Here is a 17,162-nt window from a genome sequence, read left to right as displayed (position 1 = left end):
GCTCCAAGCGCTCACGAGAGGAAGGTCCCTGCGTCGTTGCTTCCTGCGGCCTCAGCAAGGACCTTGATCACCAGTGGGCCGTGAATATGTTCAGGAGTGATGTCCTTCGCGTGAGCCAACCGGCTCGCCGCGTCAACCAGCAAGTATTGGAGTTCGCTGAGAGTTGTCTCCGCTGCCGCGAACACGTCATAGGCGAGAGCGAACATGTCGGCGAGCTGGGCAATGGTGTCGGGGTCCGATGCCATGTTGTCGCTAAGTTTGTTGAGGGCCGTGTGCAGGTCGCGCGCGACTGTCGCGACCTGCGGCCCGAGGGCAACACCGCTCTCAAGAAGGTGGTCGATTGGAGAGTACGGTATTTCCTGGGCGATCATCGACGGCGGTGCGGGGATGTCGGGGGCTTCCTCGCCTAGGCTTGCGCGATGCGTGGCAATGGATGCGTCTGTGATCGCGTCAACATCGAGGCAGCCTACGAGCACGTCTTTCACGTACTCGCTGCGGCCGTTCCGGTCGACCAACTCGAGCGCCTCACCCACGACCGCTTCGAGATCCTGGTGGGGGACGGTGCCCTCCGTTGCGGCGGCCTTCAGCAGAGTTGCTGCCTGGGAGAACGTGTCGGGATGGGTCAGCAAACTACCGGACTCGAACGCGGGGAACAGAGCGCGGCACAATGCCGCGGGCTGCCTCGGACTCTCCATCAACGCGGCCCATACGCCGGTGTTGTGGACCTTGTCGACTAGCAGGGTGACGACCGGTTGCGCAGCTTCGACTTTCTGTTCCACGAGGGCGTCGGCCAAGGCAGACAACATCTTCTGCTCGTTGTCCTGGCTGTGGGAGCCCATCCCGAAGCCGTACCCGTGTTCGAGCCAACCCGTCACTCCGTACGCGGTCATGGGCCACATCTCAGGGTCGTCCGCAGAGTCCGCTGTTCCCAGGACCTCGCAGATGATGTCGGTCGCGGTGACGATGTCACCAGCGCAGATCTTCGGGAACTCTTCCCCGAGTCGCCACGCAGCGTGATGCGACTGCTGCTTCCGTGACTCACGCATACGAAGGACGGAGCTCCCGCCAAATGCGACGTCTTCGTCGCGCGTCTCCTCGAAGGTCATCGAGATGACCGCAAGCCTCCGGGCGAGGTCAGGGTCGTGTGCCATAGCCGGAGCGACTGCCTCGGGGAACCAAGTCAGCACGGTCCCGCCCCACTGAGCGAGTGCAGCATCGGAATCGAGAAGTCTGTGCATCGCGGCGCGCACCTCAGAGCTGATACCGACGACAGGCACAGCCTGGCGTACGAGCAGCCCGGCCATCCGCTCCCTGCGCGCCGGGTCCGAGAGCGCCGCGTCTAGCAGCATCGCAATCGCTGCGGCACGTTCAGCAATGCCTGCCGCATCCGGTTCCTTGGCAGAAACCGGCGCCCGGAAATTCAACGCAAGCAGTAGGTCGGTCGCCAACGCTGCATCCTCGAAGGATGCCTCCGTGTTCTCGGCGAGCTGCTTCGCGAGAGTGGCGAGCGGAAACATCGCGGTCGTTAGGTCCGGGACCACCGCGCGGGCACGGACCGCGCCGATGACCTGGTGGGTGAACCGCCGCCGAGGCAAGCTGTCACTAGAGCCCGAGCTGCCATGCGTGTTGGAAGCGAGCTCGAGGAGGTCGTCTGGGTCATGAGCCAGGTTCACGACGCGCGAAGCGACCGCGAGCGACGCGAGCACGTGCTCGCTGCCTGCCACCGAGAACGCAACCGGCCAGAAGCCGCCGGCCGACCGGGCTTGCCAAAGCAAGTCGACCAGGAGATCAAAGCTCGGGCGAGCAACCAGCGGGAGAATCGGGTCGGCATCGAGACTCTTCACCAAACCTGTTGCGTCGAGAGGGTGATAGAGGACGTAAATTGCGGTGGCGTAGTCGAAAAGGATGTTGTGCGAGAAAGCCAAGATACGCCCGACGCCAGGAATCGGGCCGTCCAAAGCGCTAAGCACGCTCTGGCTGAGGAGGCTCTCGAGCGCCACACTGTCGGTCTCGCGAACCGTCGGCTCTTCCTCGGTGGTTTGCAATCGGCGGTTCGTCAGCATGCTGGACGCCAGGCGTTTCAATAGTGCGTCGCGTGCGGTCCTGTCTTGGTTGCGGATGCGCCACGTCCAGTAATGGCCTAGCAGTTCAACTCGACTCCGCACGCTGAGGAATTCGGCGTGCTGGCCGGCGGTCATCTGGCCGGCGAGGGTTGCCGCCAGCCGTAGGTTAAACGGATTGCGCAAGAGCTTTCGCAGGTCAGGGGCAGCCTCAGCGAGGACCTCGGCGACCGGCATCGGTGCCACGGTCACCTGGTCCAGATCGGCGTCGCTCAAGTCGGCCACCCGCAGGTGCCGAACAGCAGAAAGCTGCAGGTCGACCATGGTTCTTTCCGTTGAAACCGGTTCGCCAGCGAACGCACGTTGGAGTGGCTGGCTGTTTCGCGTGTCGAAGGAGCGAGCACTCGCGACGACCTGCCATCGGGTACCGGCCAGACCGGCCACGGTGCTGCTTAGGTACTCACGGTCCTCGGAGCCACGCAAGGCGTCCACGCCGTCAATCACGAACAAGCCGGGCGGTCCTGCCCACGCTCGCAGGACCTCTTGTAGCGGTGCATTCGTTACGAGTCGGTTCGTGCCGGCGACATCAGACGCACGAAGGACGATGACCTCCTCATCGCCCAGCCTTGCTGACGCCAGGTCCTGGATAACAGCCGACTTGCCAGCCCCCGCATCGCCAACAATGAGCACGGGCTCACGCCCCGCCGTTTCGCGCAGTGTCTTGGCGACGGTGCGCGAAATGTACAGCCCGCCGGCGACCGGTAACACCGCTTCTTCCTGCAGGGCGTGCAGGTTCACTGCCGATCGCTCACGAAGCACCTCTATGTCCGATGCGTGCTTCGTCGGCAAGGTTGTTGAGATGCCGTGTTGAGCCAAAGCCAGTGTGAGCGCTGATCGGTCGCGCCACTGGCGCGTCACAGAGGCCGCTTGGCCCTCGTCAACGAGGACCTTCCAGGCCAGCGATGCCGAGGTCGGCTGGGCAAGGCCACGATGGAGGGTGCTGAGTGCAGCCTGCTGGTCTTGACGACCGTCTTCCAGGTCCAAGACCAGCACATGGAGAGCCCTGAACAAGGTACGCAGTTCCTCATCGGTCGGCTCCACGCTGGCACGCGCAGCGCTCCAGGCCGGCCGAATGTGGCCCAGCGCAACCGTTAATGCAGCATTCTGCGGACCAGTCAGTTCCTTCCCGAGAACCGTCCCGGGCGGCTGTGAAGCAACTCGCCGAAGAGCCTGTCGAAGGTCACTGCGCACGGTCGCGGGAGCGCTGTGGTCAGTACACAGGACGATGGCATCGCGTGAAGCATCGACAGGCCGCCCCCCGGTACCAACCTCGGGAACGGTCTCCTCGAGGTACAGCTTCACCGCCTGCCTAAGCGCCTTCGCAAGAGGAGAGTCGTGGGTAGTGCCAAGCGCCATTCCGACCTTGGCCTGAACAAACATGCCTCTCCCCAGGTCGGTGAGGACAGCGACGTCATCAACCTCGAGCCCGGTCTGCGCGCCAACCTGGACCACCTTCCCAGCAATGAGCGAAATCTGCAGCGGCTCCTCAGCAACAAGGCAGCTCGCGGCCCAAGCGAAGACCTGGTTCTGAAAGCCGACTCCGGACGCTCCAGCTGACCCACCTGCGGACGCAGCGGAGGTGTCAGACGCCATTACGTTTCCTCCACGTGCGAACCATGGCCGCTAAGCCCTCACTACACGAAGAAACATACCGGCGGCCCTGGGCAGTCATCATGGGATCCTGAGGAATTCAAGCCGACACGGTCAGGCTCGTCGTGCGAGCTCTCGAGTCGAGGGCTCAATGTCCACTCGGAAGGAACGGCGTCCACACCCATAGGTGTGCTCGTTGGGGCGGCTGATCGGAGCGCTTGACGCATGAGCGTCTACGGCGATGCGAGCGCGTCATTCCGCCGCCTGTCGGCGCGCCCTCGAGGTCCGGATCGCCGAGACCTGGGGCCGAGAGTGCACTGTTAATGTCGGACCATGACGCCCCCAGAGGCACGCGACGGCGATGAGGCTGACGACGAGGCAGTTGTCACTGTTGAGACAGGCCGCCGGGACCAGCGCCTGATCTGCGAAGGGTGGTTCGCCAGCCACGGCGACGGTGGAACCCCCGGTCCCCACCTGCACCTTCGCACCTCAGACAGAGAGGCAATAGTGCTGCGTACAGACCAGGTGCCAAGTGTCGTCTCTGCCTTGACGACGGTTGCTGAGCGCATCGAACGACGTTGGGCCAGAGATGGGGACCAGTACGCCGCAGAAGTGGTGTTGAGGGCTCCTGACCCTCAGGACCCACGCGTGTTCGCCAAACGCCGCCGAAGCCGGTTGCAGTTCACGCAGGCGGTCTTGGACAACCTCCCGGACGTCATGCGCTCGCTGACCGAGGCAACGAGCACCGACGAGGCACTCGACACGATCGCGTCGTTGCTCCATATGGATGAGGTGGACGTCATGATTGGTCTGGCCAGATTCGACCTTCTGACGCTCACGCGTCCGGCGACTGAACGGCGCCGTCAACAACTTGACGAGTCGCTGGACTGACCACCGGATCTCCCGCGATTAGCCTCGCCGACGTCCGCGCGTCAATCCGCCGCGAAACGGCAGCGTCACAGGGTCAGCCCTCGACATGCGGCCCGCGGTGAGCTGGATTACCGCGTGTCAGCCTCGGCCAGTAGAGCGGCGGCTTGGCGCACCATGCTCTTCGCCTTGTCGACCGTGATGAGGTTCGGGGAATAGTGCGCCGCGTCCTTATCCGCAAGCAGGCGCCTGAGTTTGGTTGGCAATGTGTTGTCACGCAACGCGACTTCGCTGAGCAGATCTGCTGCCTGACTGTGGTCTTGGCCGCGGCTCCATTTGCCGAGGCTGAGCCCGCAGATGGCATCGGTGGCAGCGATGCCAGCCAGGACGGCCAGCGCGGCTGCGACGTGAGCCTCGCGGCGGTCTTCGGTCAGGACGAGTTCGGCGACCTCAAGGAACGCTCGCGCTTGATCTCGGCGCGAGCGACACTCCGCAGCCGTGCAGGTGACGATGCGACCAGAGTGGCGGGGGCTCATCGCAGCCTCCGGAGCAACTCAAGAAGGGGCTCGCCGTGAACCTGAATGTCCTCGGCGCGCCAGGAGTCGACCAGAGGATCAGCCTCGCGAGCCATCAGGCCCAAGTTGGCAGGGGTGAGATCCACGATCTGCGCGGCATTGCCGGTCCACGCTCGGATACGGCGGTCAAGGCGGTCGAGCTGCTCGAGCCATGCGTCCTCGTCGGAGCCGGCCAGCGAATCCGGGCGCACGAGCAACACGTCGATGTCGCTGTCGCTGCCAGCGTCCCCCCTCGCGAAAGACCCGAACAGGCCGGCATGACTCGGCTCGACCTCCCAGCTGGCCACCTCTGAGCGAATACTGCCCACGATCTCGTCCCTGACCCGGGTCAGCGCCTCGATGTGGGGCGCCACTACGTGATCACGGTTCAGTCGGTAAATCCGGTCACGGGCCGGCCTGTCCACCAGCACCACTCCCTGCGCCACCAGGCGGGCCAGCACCTTGCGAACCCCCTCGTCACTGCCGTGGCCGAGGCGCCGGTGGACCTCAGCACCTGAACATCCTGCGGTCGTGGCCGCCAGCACGTGCAGCACCCCCGCATCGAGGGTAGGTGTGATGGTCGCGAGCGGGAATGACAAGTCCACAACGCCATATTCCAACTATTGTTGGGTTGAGTCAACTATAGTTGGGATTCAACTTCGTGCGCCACGGAGCGAGCCATGTTCTTGACCCTCCAAGAAGGCCAAGAACATGGCGCTGATCAGGTTTTTGATTGCCGCGAGGGGCGCGAAACCCCGGACCCTCTAGGTCACTCCTTGCCCCACGTCCGCTCGATGACGTCGATGACCTTGGGCCGCAGGTCGCTGGCCGCGATGACCTCGTCGACCGAGCCGACCTCGACGGCGCGGTGGATGTTGTGGACGCCGTCGAACTCGGCAGCGACCTCGGCGATCTTGTCCGCGCGCAGCTGGGCGCGGAGTTCGGCGAGCTCGACGACGAGGGCGCCGCGCTCCCCGTCCTCGGCGTGATCGATGCGCTCCTCGAGCGCGGCGACCCGTGGGTCGGCCGCAGCGCGCTTGGAGACCTCCGCGGCGAACACGACGGCGGCCGCGGGCGCACCGCCGAGCACCGAGGCGTACGAGCCCTCGATGGCGAGGACCGTCATCGACGGGTTCAGGTGCTTGGAGAAGACCACGAACGCGCCGCCGTGGTAGCGGGAGATGACGCAGAAGACGATCGGGCCCTGGAAGTTGACGATCGCGCGGCCGATCTCGGCGCCGTACTCGAGCTGCAGGTTGCGCATCGACTCCGGCGAACCGTCGAAGCCGGACAGGTTGGCGAGCACTACCAGCGGCCGGTTGCCCGAGGCCGCGTTGATCGCGCGCGCGACCTTCTTCGACGACCGCGGGAACAGGGTGCCCGCGGTGTAGGTGTCCGGACCGTCGGTCGGAGGGAAGCCGGCGCGCGGCACCGGCTTGGACTCGATGCCGACCAGGCTGACCGGGTAGCCGCCGATCCGGGTGTCGACGACCACGGCGGTGTCGGCGTCGGCCATGCCGGCCCAGCGCTCGAGCATCTCGTGGTCGGCGTCGGCCAGCGCCCGCATCACGGTGCGGATGTCGAAGGGGCGCTTGCGGTCGGGGTTGTGCTCGGCCGAGAAGATCTCGCCGACCGTCGCGAAGTCACCCGGGTGCGGGAAGGACGACACATCGCGGTCGCTCGGGTCGGACGTCGGCGCACGGCGCGGCCCGGCCTCGCCGGGAACCACGTAGGTGTGCTCGTAGTGCGACATGAGCACCCGGAACGCACCGGCCAGGTCGGGCACCCAGTACTGCGCCTGCCCGTTCGGGCCCATCACCCGGTCGTAGCCGCCGATGCCGTGGTTGTCCTCGGCCGATACGCCGCCGGAGAAGTCGAGCGACTGCTTGCCGGTGAGCACCATCGCGCTGTCCGGGGTCATCACCAGGATGCCCTTGGTGTGCATCAGCATCGTCGCTTCGGCGTTCCAGTAGGGCTGGGCGCCGACGTTGATCCCGGCGACGACGATGTTGATCTCGCCGCCGTCCTGGGTGAACTGGACGATCCGGCGCAGCGCGGCGGCGACCCAGTCCATGTTCTCGGTGCCACTCTCCATCGAGATCCGGGCACCGGCCGAGACCGCGAACCACTCGACCGGGACCCCCATCCGCTCGGCGAGATCGATGGCCGCGATCACCCGGGCGCACTCGGGCTCCGAGAGCGCACCGAGCGACTTGAGCGGGTCGCCACAGAGTACGACGCGGGTGATGCCGTCGGGGTAGAGGGCGCTCGGGGTGGTCACGACGGCGACGATGATGCCCGCGGTGTTGAGCCCGGGAGCACGGTCGACGGGTACGAGCACCCCAGAGGCGTCGAGGTCGTGCTCGACGACCGTGCCGCTCCCGGCCAGGGCGCGCTGGAGCTCATAGGGGTAGACGAGACCGCGGCGCCGGGCGCGCAGCACCTTGGCGGCGTACTCGTCCAGCGGGGCGAGCGGCTCGGTGGGCGGCTCGATGACGTCGGCCACGACCCCCGCACCTGGCTTGGCGTGGAAGCGGATCGCCAGCGGGGTCGGGGCGTCGCCCTCCCGCCCGGCCACGCGGCCCTGCGCGAGCACCTCCTCGATCCCGGCGCCCTCGCTGAGCGGGGTGATCTTGCTCTGGAGCGCGGTGATCTGGTCGAGATCCGCCTCGACGACCGGCCACACCGTGACCCAGACGTGGTTGACGTCGAGCTTGGTGCCCTCGCGGCCGCGGGCGGTGCGTACGCGGCGGATCGCCTCGAGGCAGTTCTCCACCGCACGCTCCACGTGCGGCAGCGCGATCACGCGGCCCTCGTCGTCGCGGACCACGGCGAGCTGGCGGGCCTGGGCGGCCGCGACGAGCCGGCGGTCGGCCGGGTTGGCCCGGGCGACGCACTCGTAGAGGAGGACGTCGTCGGGGGCGGCGAGCCTGGTGACCTCGAACTCGCTGAGGCGCCACAGGTTGAGCCGGCGACCGACCATCGGGTGCATGCCCCGGACCAGCGTGTCCTCGACCAGCTCGGTGGTCGGGATGTGAGGGGCGCCGTCTGCGTGGTGGCGGTAGGTGAAGTAGTCGATCGGCTGTGGCGCGGCGTGACAGACCGCGATCGAGACCCGGCGCGCACGGCGGGCGAACTCCTGCCCCGCGAGCATCGTGGCGATCTCGGCCGACGCGCGATCGGGATCGGTGGGCGCATCCGCCCAGCGCAGGTAGATCTCGACGACGTCATCGTGGTCGGAGGCCAGCGCCGCGGTGATGGCGGCACCGAGCGTGCCGTCGGGATCGGCGAGCTCGGTCACGTCGCCGATGGTGGACACCACCCGGGTCGCGCCCTTCTCGTCCGTGGCGTACTCCGCGTGCGCCACCGGGCGTCCGCTGTCACTGGTGACGGTCAGGTCGTGGAGGTGGTAGTCGCGGTAGTGCCGACGGATCAACACCTCCAGCAGCGGCTCCTGATCGGGAAGCCCGTCGACCAGCCGGTCGCGGAGGAAGCCGACCAGCGGCTCTGGTACGGCCGCGAGCGCGTCGATGCGGGCGGCCCGGTCGGGGGCGTCGGGCTCGGTGAGGGCGGCGACCTCGGCCGGCACCCCCTCCAGCACGGCTCGACGCTCGTCATCGACCGCCGGCTGGTCGAACCAGCCGAACCGGACCGAGCGGGCCAGGTCGCCGACCACGGCGAACCGGCGCTGCGTGGCGCGCACGATCCGCTCGAGCAGCGCGCGGACCGCAGCGGCGTCCTCCGTGGCCGGCGGCGGGTCGGCGAGCCAACGCTGCAGCACCCCGATCGCGACGTCGACGTCGGAAGGATGCTGCTGGGCGAGGAAGATGCGGAACACCGCGCGCTCGAGCTCCGGCGTACGTTCGAGGTCGAGGACCCCGTAGTGCGCGAGGACCCGCTGCAGCTTGTCGCGGAAGTGGTCCGGCAGTGCGCCCCGGTCGGGGTCGAGGCTGCGCAGGTAGGTGTGGAAGTACTCCCGCGAGCTGTGCACGCGCAGCTCGGTGGCCGGCTCGTCACCGGCCGGGCGGTTGCGGCTGAGCTCGGCGAAGTCGGTGAACAGCGACAGCAGAGCCATCTCGGTGCGGAGGGTGTCCGCGGGCGCGCCGTTGGAGCGGGAGGCCAGATGGGCGGCGAGCAGCGCCGGACGCTGATCCTCCTCGACGTCGTAGCCGAGGAGCAGGCTGCTCAGGTCGGCCACCGCGCCGTTGCTGCGGCCGGGCTCGGTGGTCGGCTCCGGCAGGTCGAGGTCGGCCAGGGTGGCGGTGGTCGCCTCGCCCTCGGCCTCGCCGGTCGGCTCCAGGCGCAGCAGCGGCGCCGCGGTCTCGACCTGGCTCCCGACCCGGACCAGGAGCTCCTTGACCCGGCCGGTGAACGGCGCGGTCAGCGCGGTCTCCATCTTCATCGACTCGAGCACCAGCACCGGATGACCGGCTTCCACCTCGTCACCGACGGCGAGCGGGGTCGAGACGACGAGCGCCGGCGCGGGCGAGCGCAGCATGCCGCCCTCGTCACGGCTGACCCGGTGCATCACGTCGTCGACCTCGACCAGATGGACGGGGCCGTGGGTGGCGGTCACCAGCCGGTAGCGGTGGCCGTCGACGGTGAGCCGACCGTGCACCTCGTCGATCCGGTCGAGGGTGGCGGTGAGGGTGCGGCGCTCGCCGCCGGCGGTGATGGTGACCTGGTAGCGGGCGGGTCCGGACTGCCGCACGGTCAGGGCGTACGTCGCCCCGCGCAGCTTGAGCTCGATGGTGCGGGCGGGGTCGTGCTGGATCTGCGGTCGGCCGCCCTGGGCGGTCTGCAGCATGCGCGCGATCTCGGCTCGTTCGGCCTCGTCGTACCCCTCGATCGCGGCAGCCACGAGCGCGATGCCGGCGTGCCGGGCGGCCTGCAGCCGCCCCTCGCCGCGCACCCGGTCGATCCACCCGGTGTCGGCCCAGGCCGGACTGCCGGTGACGACCTCGGGCTGGTCGAGGAGGTCGAGGATGAAGCTCTTGTTGGTCGCCCCGCCGTCGATGATGACGGTGGTCTCGCCCATCGCTCGGCGCAGCCGTGCCAGGGCCTGCTCGCGGTCCGCGCCCCAGGCGATCACCTTGGCGATCATCGAGTCGAAGTCGGCCGGGATGGTGTCGCCCTCGGCCACGCCGGTGTCGACGCGGATGCCGGGCCCGGCGGGGAACTCGAGGCGGCTGATCCGGCCCGGAGCGGGCGCGAAGTCGCGGTCCGGGTCCTCGGCGTTGAGCCGGGCCTCGACCGCGTGGCCGCGCTCGGCCGGCCGGTCGCCGGTGAGCGGGATGCCGGAGGCCACCTGGATCTGCAGCGCGACCAGGTCGGTGCCGGTCACGACCTCGGTGATCGGGTGCTCGACCTGGAGGCGGGTGTTGACCTCGAGGAAGGCGAACGTCTTCTCGCCGGGGTGGTAGAGGAACTCGACGGTGCCGGCTCCGGCGTAGCCCACCGCCGTGGCGAGCCGCTCCGCGGACGCCTTGAGGTCGGCGGCCTGGTCATCGGTCAGCAGCGGGGAGGACGACTCCTCGATGACCTTCTGGTTGCGCCGCTGCACCGAGCAGTCGCGTACGCCGATCGCCCAAGCGGTGCCCTGGCCGTCGGCGATCACCTGGACCTCGACGTGACGGGCGTCGGTGACCAGCTTCTCGAGGAACACGACACCGCTGCCGAACGCCCGCTCCGCCTCGTCGCGGGTGCGCTGGTAGGCCTCGGCGAGCTCGGCGCCGGAGGTGACCTTCCGGATGCCGCGGCCGCCACCGCCGGCGGTGGCCTTGAGCATGAGCGGGTAGCCGATCTCCTCGGCGCTGGCGAGCGCCTCCTCGAGCGTGTCGACTCCGCCGCGGCTCCACGGAGCCACCGGGACGCCAACCTCCTCGGCGATCAGCTTCGAGCCGATCTTGTCGCCCAGCTTCCGCATCGCCTCGGCGCTGGGGCCGATGAAGGTGATGCCCAGCCGGTCGCACAGCTCGGCGAAGGCGGGGTCCTCGGCGACGAAGCCCCAGCCGACCCAGGCGGCGTCGGCCTCGGAGGCGATCAGCGCCTGCTCGAGGACGGCGAGATCGAGGTAGGGACGGTCCGCCGCGGCTCCCAGCAGATAGGCCTCGTCGGCCTCGCGTACGAACGCCGCTCCGGCGTCGACGTCGGTGTGCAGCGCGATGGTGCGGATCGTCCCTTCGGACGCGTGACGCGCGTTGAGGTCGCGGACGGCATGGATCAGACGCATCGCGGCTTCGCCGCGGTTGACGATGGCAATTCGAGAGACCTGTGGCACGGTGCAGACTTTTTCATCACACGCCGCTCCTGTGACCGCTCGACATCAACAGGCTTCTCGAGGATTCCTTGTGGGCACCGGCCAGCGACATGGCCGAATCGGCGTTCCTCCGGGCGTCACCGGCGCCGCGACGTCATAGGTGCCGCAGTGTCATCCTGCTCACACCTGCTTGGCGTACGCGTCCCATCAGGCCTGCGCGCAGAACCCGACGGCGACGCCGTCGACCAGCGGACGCGCTCAGGGGGTAGTGGCTTCGACACGAGCGAGTGCTGGTTCCCGTCGATCTCAAACTGAGACGCCCCGCGCTCGCGGATGGCGTGTGATGGGTTGGGGTACCTGAAAGACCAGGAGAGGAGGCAAGGCCATGTGGGACGTCGTCCGGATCAGGTCGCACCATCTGTCGCACGACCTGCCGTGCCCGCGATGCGGCCACCCGGCACACATCTACCTGGCGTGCGGTGACGGATGCGACTGCGAGCCGACCTTGATGCCCGGCTCCACGCTGCCCGCCGATCACCTCACGCCACGAGAAGAGGCTGCCTGATGAGGGCCGTTCTCCGGGCGTGAACGGCTGAGGTTTGGTTCACCCGGTCGTCGCCGCCACCGCCTGCGCGAAGCGGGTCGCTCCTGCGACCAGCACACCCGCCAGCCAGTCGAAGACGACGTATCCCGAGGCGACGCCGCTGGGCGGGTTTCCCGCGGGCAGACCCAGCCCGGGCACGACGGGCGACCACGTCCAGGTTCCGACGGCGGTGCCGTAGAGCTCGAGGTAGGCGACGAACCACCAGACGCCGGCGAACAGGCCGGCTTGACGGCCTCGGACCAGCATGACCACGACGAGCGCAGAGCCGAAGACCCCGGAGAGGTCATGTGTCCCGAGCAGGCCGGAGGCGCCCAGCACCGCCCAGACCGACGCCACCACCGCGGTCACCCGGACGAAGCCACTTCGGTACCGGACAAGGAGCGGCACCTGGCTGAGGCGCAGCCCGGTGAGGAACACCAGCCCATGCCCGGCAGGGACGAAGAGCGGCAGGTTGCCGAGCCGGTAGTCATAGAGCCCCCAGAGCTGAGCACCGACCACTTCGAAGAACGTCGCGACCGCCACCACGCCGAGCGCCTGACGCCGTTCGTGGACATCGACCCGGCAGGCCACCGCGACGAACAGCGCCGTGCATCCCAGGCCGAGCCATGCCTGGGCGCGGACATCGACGACCCGTTCGATGGTCAGGCCGGCCGTGGTGACCACCGCGATCGCCACCACGAAAGCAGCCTCACGCCGTGACGGCGAGCTCACCCAGCTCCGACCAATCCGACTGAGGAATCTCGACGTGGACGATGTCGGGGGTACGCGAGAGGTACTGCGGCAGCGTGCGCTGGGCCTCGCGGAAGTGGTCCGAGCCGACGTGTACGCCACCGGCGGCCTCGTCGGCGAACGCCTCGACCAGGACGTAGAGGTTCGGGTCGTCGACGGAGCGGCTCCAGTCGTACCAGAGACAGCCCTCCTCGGCGCGGGTCGCCTCGGAGAACGCGCGGGAGATCTCGATCCAGTCGTCGGCGTGCTCGGGCTTCACGGCGAACCGTGCGGTGATGAAGATCATCGCTGTTCCTCTCGGGTGTCGTCGCCGGTCTCCCGGCCTGGTCGCAACGTAGGAGGCTTCGGGCCGTGCTCGACAGACGTGACCGCTCGAACCGGACCGAACTTCCACGCCATGCGGGAAACCGAGACCACGACGCCGGCGGCGGCGCGACGGCCGGCCGCGAGGTCCTACCGTCGGCGCATGCGACCTGACGGCGATGACACGACCATCGACACTCTGCGCAGGCTGCTCCCGGCGGACATCCTGGTGACGGATCCGAACATCATGGCCGGCTACCGCACCGATCGGGCTCCGTGGGCCGCGGCCGGCCGTCCCGCCGCGGTGGTGCGACCGCGACACGTCAGCCATGTCCAGACCACGGTGCGGGCCTGCCATGACCTGCGGGTGCCCGTGGTGACCCGAGGCGCTGGCACCGGGCTCACCGGCGCCGCGAACGCGGTCGACGGGGGCATCGTGCTGAGCACCGAGCACCTGGACGACATCGTCGAGATCAACGCCACCGAGCGCTACGCCGTGGTCGGCCCCGGGCTCACCAGCGACGCCTTACGCGACGAGGTGGCGCGACACCGGCTGTGGTACCCGCCGGATCCGGCGAGCGCCGAGTGGTCGACGATCGGTGGCAACATCGCCACCAACGCAGGCGGACTCTGTTGCGCGAAGTACGGCGTCACCCGTGACTACGTCCTGGCCCTCGAGTTCGTCGACGGGCAGGGTCGGCTCCACCGAGCCGGACGTCGCACGGCGAAGGGAGTGGTCGGGCTCGACGTCGCCGGGCTCCTGGTCGGCTCCGAAGGCACGCTCGGTGTCATCACAGAAGCCACCTTGAGGTTGCGTCCGCTCTCGACGCAGGCCCGCACCGTGGTCGCCGGCTTTCCCTCCCTGCGCACCGCCGGAAGCGCCGTCGCAGCGGTACGAGCGGCCGGGCTGACCCCGGCCGCACTGGAGCTCCTGGATCATGCCACCTTGCGCGCGATCGACACCTGGCACAGAACGGGAGACCTGGATGCCGCCGTGCTGATCGCCAGGGTCGATACGTCCGCCACGGCCGGCGAGGCCGAGGCGGCGGCGGTGCTCGACCGGTTCGACGCCGCAGGCGCGACCTGGTCGACGCAGTCGAGCGATCCGCGCGAGGCCGATGAGCTGTTCGGGATCCGCCGTCTCGCCTACCCGTCCGTCGAACGGCTGGGCGACGTGCTGACGGAGGACATCTGCGTCCCTGTCTCCGAGCTGGCTGAGGTCCTGGAGACCGCTCGCCTCATCGCCGAACGACGTGAGGTCACGATCGCGACGATCGCTCACGCCGGCGACGGCAACCTCCACCCGCTGATCGTGACGGAGCGCGGCGATCACGCGGCCGCGGACCGGGCTCGGGCCGCCTTCGACGACTTGATCGACCTCGCGCTCGCGCATGGCGGAACGATCTCCGGCGAGCACGGCGTCGGCCGCCTCAAGCGTGACGGCATGCGCCGCGAGCTCACCCCCGAAGCGGTCGCCCTCCAGGAGCAGATCAAGTCGGTGTTCGACCCACGCTCCATCATGAATCCCGGTGCGATGCTCTGACGTCCCCCGGCGCCACGCTCGGGGATCAGCCGAAGGCGGTCCGCTCGAACACCGCGTGCAACGGCTGCTCGGCGACGAGGACATCGACCACGAGACGGAAGCGTCCCGGCGACGACGGCGTGCCACTGAACGTCCCGTCCGGCTCCGCCTCGAACCGGGCGAAGGCTCCGCTGGCGATGCTGATGGCGGCGATCTCCGCCTCGGCGTACTCGACCTGCGTGCCGGCTGAGGACACCGTCAGGGTCAGCGTCGACGGCTGGGCGAGCAGCAGGTCGCCCGACAGCGTGACGTCGTACGCGCCGACCTTCTGCACGTCCCCATCGGAGACAGGAGCTTCGGACGACCGGTGCTTCGCTCGCGGCGTGACGAGATCGGAGCCGAGGACGAGGTCTCCGATCTCCTCGTCGCCGCTGTCGAAGGCCACCACGAGGTGGCCCGGGCCTCCTGGGATATCAGGAAACGACGCTTCCCAGGCGCCGTCACGCGTCGGCTGCGCCACAGCTCGCTCGACGTAGCGGAGGTCCGCCGACCAGTACCACGACGTCAGCTCGGCGATGTCTGTTCGTCCGGATTCGAGCTCGAAGCGGATCCGGCCGGCACGCCCACCCTCGGCCCGGATGTCAGCGAGCCGATACCCAGCCTGGTGGTCGACGAGACCATCGCCCCATCCGGCCACCCCGACCTTCGTCTCACCGGTGTCCGACGAGGTTCCTGACCCACCGCAGGAGGTCGCTGCCCACAGGGACAGCGTCCCCAGCGCGGCAGCCAACGCCCGGTACGTCATGCCCAGGCCCGCTCGCACACCATGGCCGTGAGCGGGTCGAGGTCGACGTACATCCGGGTCGCGTCCCGTGCCGCCCGCCTGACCGCCAGCTCCAGCTGCTCACGCTCGTCCAGGAAACGGCGGGACGAGACGGAGACGCCCAGACCCGCGATCACCCGTCCGGCGCTGTCCCGCACCGGGGCCGCCATGCACGAGACGCCCAGCTCGTATTCGTCCACGTCGGTTGCGAACCCCGCCGCCCGCATTCGAAGCACCTCGCGGCGTAGCCGATCCGGGGTGTCGAGGGTGTGATCGGTGAATCTCCGCAGGCGCGGCTGCCGCAGGTAGTCGGGCCAGCGATCGGAGCCGATCGAGGCGAGCATGACCTTGCCGAGGGCGAGTGCATGAGCGCCGCCGCGGTAGCCCGCGGAGATGTCGCGCAGCTCTGCCGCGCCCCGGCGTCCTCGAGTGTCCGCGATCTCCAGATCGCCCTGCTTCCACCAACCCAGATAGGCCCGCGCGCGGGTCTCGTCGCGCAGATCCTGCAGCACCGCCGCGAGTCGCTCCGGCTGCGTCCGGTTGGCGACGTAGCCCCGGTACAAGGCGGCGATCTGCGGACCGAGGGTGTAGAGCCCCGACGTGGTCGGCGAGTGCTCGATCATCCCTACGTCCGTCAACGTCTGCAGCGCGTAGTAGGTGGTCGACAAGCTCTGCTCGAGGCGGCGTGCCAGCACCTTGGCCGACACGCCCGCCGGGTTCTCGGCGATGATCGCCAGCGTATTGGCGATGTGGATCGCCGAGTTGAGGACTCTCTTCTGTGCAGGGATGCCTTCGACTGCGTCCAGACTGGTCGTTTCCGTCATGGTTTCCTCCGGTGTAGAAGTAACCCGCCGATTACCTGCAACTGATCAAAGCAAACCGGACTAGTGTGATGGGTCTCACATTGAGACAGGCTCAGGCAGAAACGAGAACGCCCATGCCCAGCGCCATGCCGAACTGGTCCGACGTGCTGACGCACTCCCTCGAACGGCTCAAGGAACGAGCTTCGACCGATCCCGATGCCGGGGTCCGCGACGGCATCCTCGCGTCCTGGCGTCGCTCCTACGACAGCCAGGCACTCGGCGACCGCCTCGACCTGCCCTACGACGACAACCTCAATCTGTCGACCAGGCTGGTCCGCGCCGCCCGCCCTGTCATCGAGAAGGTACAGAGCGACATCGACGGCAGCCCGCTGACCCTCATCCTCGGCGACAGCACCGGGAAGGTGCTGCTGCGCCATTCGGGCGAGCCGAGCCTCGAAGGACAGCTCGACCGCGCCCTGCTCGCTCCGGGATTCAGCTACGCCGAGAAGTACGCCGGGACCAACGGCATCGGCACCGCCCTGGAGGATCGATCGACCGCCCTCGTACGCGGCGCCGAGCACTTCAACGAGCAGCTCCAGGTGTTCGCCTGCGTCGGTGTCCCCGTGCGCGACCCCATCACCCGCCGCCAGCTCGGCGTCCTGGACATCACCACCTGGGCCGACCGTGCACATCCCGCGCTCACGGCACTGGTCCGGCAGGCCGGTGCCTCCATCGAGGACAGCCTCCTCACGATGTCGAGCCGAGGAGCGCGGTCACTGCTGGAGCAGTATCTCCGCAGCAGCCGGGCTGCCGAGGACCGCGTCATCGCCGTCAGCGACGAGGCTTTCATCGGGTCGGCCACCGCGGCCGACCGCATCGGCGGCCTGGGGCGAACCGAGCTGTGGACACTGACAGTGGACGCCCTCGGCAACGCCGACCGCGCCGAGATCTCCCTCATGTCCGGCACCGAGTACGCCACCACCTGACC

The 17,162-nt window shown here is 68.4% G+C and carries 11 protein-coding genes; 3 read left to right on the top strand and 8 right to left on the bottom strand.

What is annotated here, in order from left to right:
- Window positions 1-11: 11 nt before the first annotated feature.
- Entirely contained in the window at window positions 12-3,713 is a 3,702-nt protein-coding gene (locus tag ACIA03_RS10895; RefSeq protein ID WP_396982149.1) for a hypothetical protein, read from the bottom strand.
- A gap of 330 nt (window positions 3,714-4,043) precedes the next feature.
- Here ACIA03_RS10895 and ACIA03_RS10890 point away from each other — a divergent pair, with 330 nt between their 5' ends.
- Window positions 4,044-4,601: a hypothetical protein gene (locus ACIA03_RS10890; RefSeq protein WP_396982147.1), complete on the top strand. Its 558-nt coding sequence runs from the start codon at window positions 4,044-4,046 to the stop codon at window positions 4,599-4,601.
- 107 nt (window positions 4,602-4,708) lie between these two features.
- On the opposite strand, the gene ACIA03_RS10885 is transcribed toward ACIA03_RS10890, so the two are convergent.
- The 5 genes from ACIA03_RS10885 to ACIA03_RS10865 all read right to left on the bottom strand — a co-directional run bounded on the left by ACIA03_RS10885 (window position 4,709) and on the right by ACIA03_RS10865 (window position 13,009).
- Entirely contained in the window at window positions 4,709-5,113 is a 405-nt protein-coding gene (locus ACIA03_RS10885; protein ID WP_396982145.1) for a hypothetical protein, read from the bottom strand.
- Entirely contained in the window at window positions 5,110-5,751 is a 642-nt protein-coding gene (locus tag ACIA03_RS10880) for a nucleotidyltransferase domain-containing protein (protein WP_396982143.1), read from the bottom strand. Before ACIA03_RS10880 ends, ACIA03_RS10885 begins: the two co-directional genes overlap by 4 nt.
- A gap of 149 nt (window positions 5,752-5,900) precedes the next feature.
- Window positions 5,901-11,411 (bottom strand): carboxyl transferase domain-containing protein, encoded by a 5,511-nt coding sequence (locus ACIA03_RS10875; RefSeq protein ID WP_396982141.1) that lies wholly within the window; start codon window positions 11,409-11,411, stop codon window positions 5,901-5,903.
- 583 nt (window positions 11,412-11,994) lie between these two features.
- Window positions 11,995-12,705, bottom strand: a complete 711-nt coding sequence (locus ACIA03_RS10870) for a hypothetical protein (RefSeq protein WP_396982139.1) — start codon at window positions 12,703-12,705, stop codon at window positions 11,995-11,997.
- Window positions 12,683-13,009 carry a putative quinol monooxygenase gene (locus ACIA03_RS10865; RefSeq protein WP_396982137.1) on the bottom strand — a complete coding sequence of 109 codons (327 nt, stop codon included), beginning with the start codon at window positions 13,007-13,009 and terminating at the stop codon, window positions 12,683-12,685. The genes ACIA03_RS10870 and ACIA03_RS10865 overlap by 23 nt, the downstream gene beginning before the upstream one ends.
- Window positions 13,010-13,189: 180 nt before the next feature.
- Between ACIA03_RS10865 and ACIA03_RS10860 the strand changes: the two genes are divergently transcribed.
- A complete protein-coding gene (locus ACIA03_RS10860) occupies window positions 13,190-14,569 on the top strand; it encodes an FAD-binding oxidoreductase (RefSeq protein WP_396982135.1) in 1,380 nt (459 codons plus the stop codon).
- 25 nt (window positions 14,570-14,594) lie between these two features.
- Here the strand turns inward: ACIA03_RS10860 and ACIA03_RS10855 are convergent, their stop codons facing one another.
- Both ACIA03_RS10855 and ACIA03_RS10850 read right to left on the bottom strand, forming a co-directional pair.
- Window positions 14,595-15,353, bottom strand: a complete 759-nt coding sequence (locus tag ACIA03_RS10855; RefSeq protein WP_396982133.1) for a hypothetical protein — start codon at window positions 15,351-15,353, stop codon at window positions 14,595-14,597.
- Window positions 15,350-16,195: an IclR family transcriptional regulator gene (locus ACIA03_RS10850; protein WP_396982131.1), complete on the bottom strand. Its 846-nt coding sequence runs from the start codon at window positions 16,193-16,195 to the stop codon at window positions 15,350-15,352. Before ACIA03_RS10850 ends, ACIA03_RS10855 begins: the two co-directional genes overlap by 4 nt.
- Before the next feature lie 113 nt (window positions 16,196-16,308).
- Here ACIA03_RS10850 and ACIA03_RS10845 point away from each other — a divergent pair, with 113 nt between their 5' ends.
- On the top strand, window positions 16,309-17,160 hold the full coding sequence (locus ACIA03_RS10845) for a GAF domain-containing protein (RefSeq protein WP_396982129.1): 852 nt from the start codon (window positions 16,309-16,311) through the stop codon (window positions 17,158-17,160).
- Window positions 17,161-17,162 lie beyond the last annotated feature (2 nt).

Source organism: Nocardioides sp. NPDC051685 (genome assembly GCF_044453405.1).
Classification (GTDB): Bacteria; Actinomycetota; Actinomycetes; order Propionibacteriales; family Nocardioidaceae; genus Nocardioides.
Note: the sequence above shows the minus strand (reverse complement) of the source record. Positions and strands in the feature narration are given on the sequence as shown.

Excerpts from the sequence above, each read along its gene's own strand:
- ACIA03_RS10895 (WP_396982149.1), bottom strand. The coding sequence starts at position 3,713 with ATGGCGTCTGACACCTCCGCTGCGTCCGCAGGTGGGTCAGCTGGAGCG.
- ACIA03_RS10860 (WP_396982135.1), top strand. The coding sequence starts at position 13,190 with ATGCGACCTGACGGCGATGACACGACCATCGACACTCTGCGCAGGCTG.
- ACIA03_RS10845 (WP_396982129.1), top strand. The coding sequence starts at position 16,309 with ATGCCCAGCGCCATGCCGAACTGGTCCGACGTGCTGACGCACTCCCTC.
- ACIA03_RS10855 (WP_396982133.1), bottom strand. The coding sequence starts at position 15,353 with ATGACGTACCGGGCGTTGGCTGCCGCGCTGGGGACGCTGTCCCTGTGG.
- ACIA03_RS10885 (WP_396982145.1), bottom strand. The coding sequence starts at position 5,113 with ATGAGCCCCCGCCACTCTGGTCGCATCGTCACCTGCACGGCTGCGGAG.
- ACIA03_RS10865 (WP_396982137.1), bottom strand. The coding sequence starts at position 13,009 with ATGATCTTCATCACCGCACGGTTCGCCGTGAAGCCCGAGCACGCCGAC.
- ACIA03_RS10890 (WP_396982147.1), top strand. The coding sequence starts at position 4,044 with ATGACGCCCCCAGAGGCACGCGACGGCGATGAGGCTGACGACGAGGCA.
- ACIA03_RS10850 (WP_396982131.1), bottom strand. The coding sequence starts at position 16,195 with ATGACGGAAACGACCAGTCTGGACGCAGTCGAAGGCATCCCTGCACAG.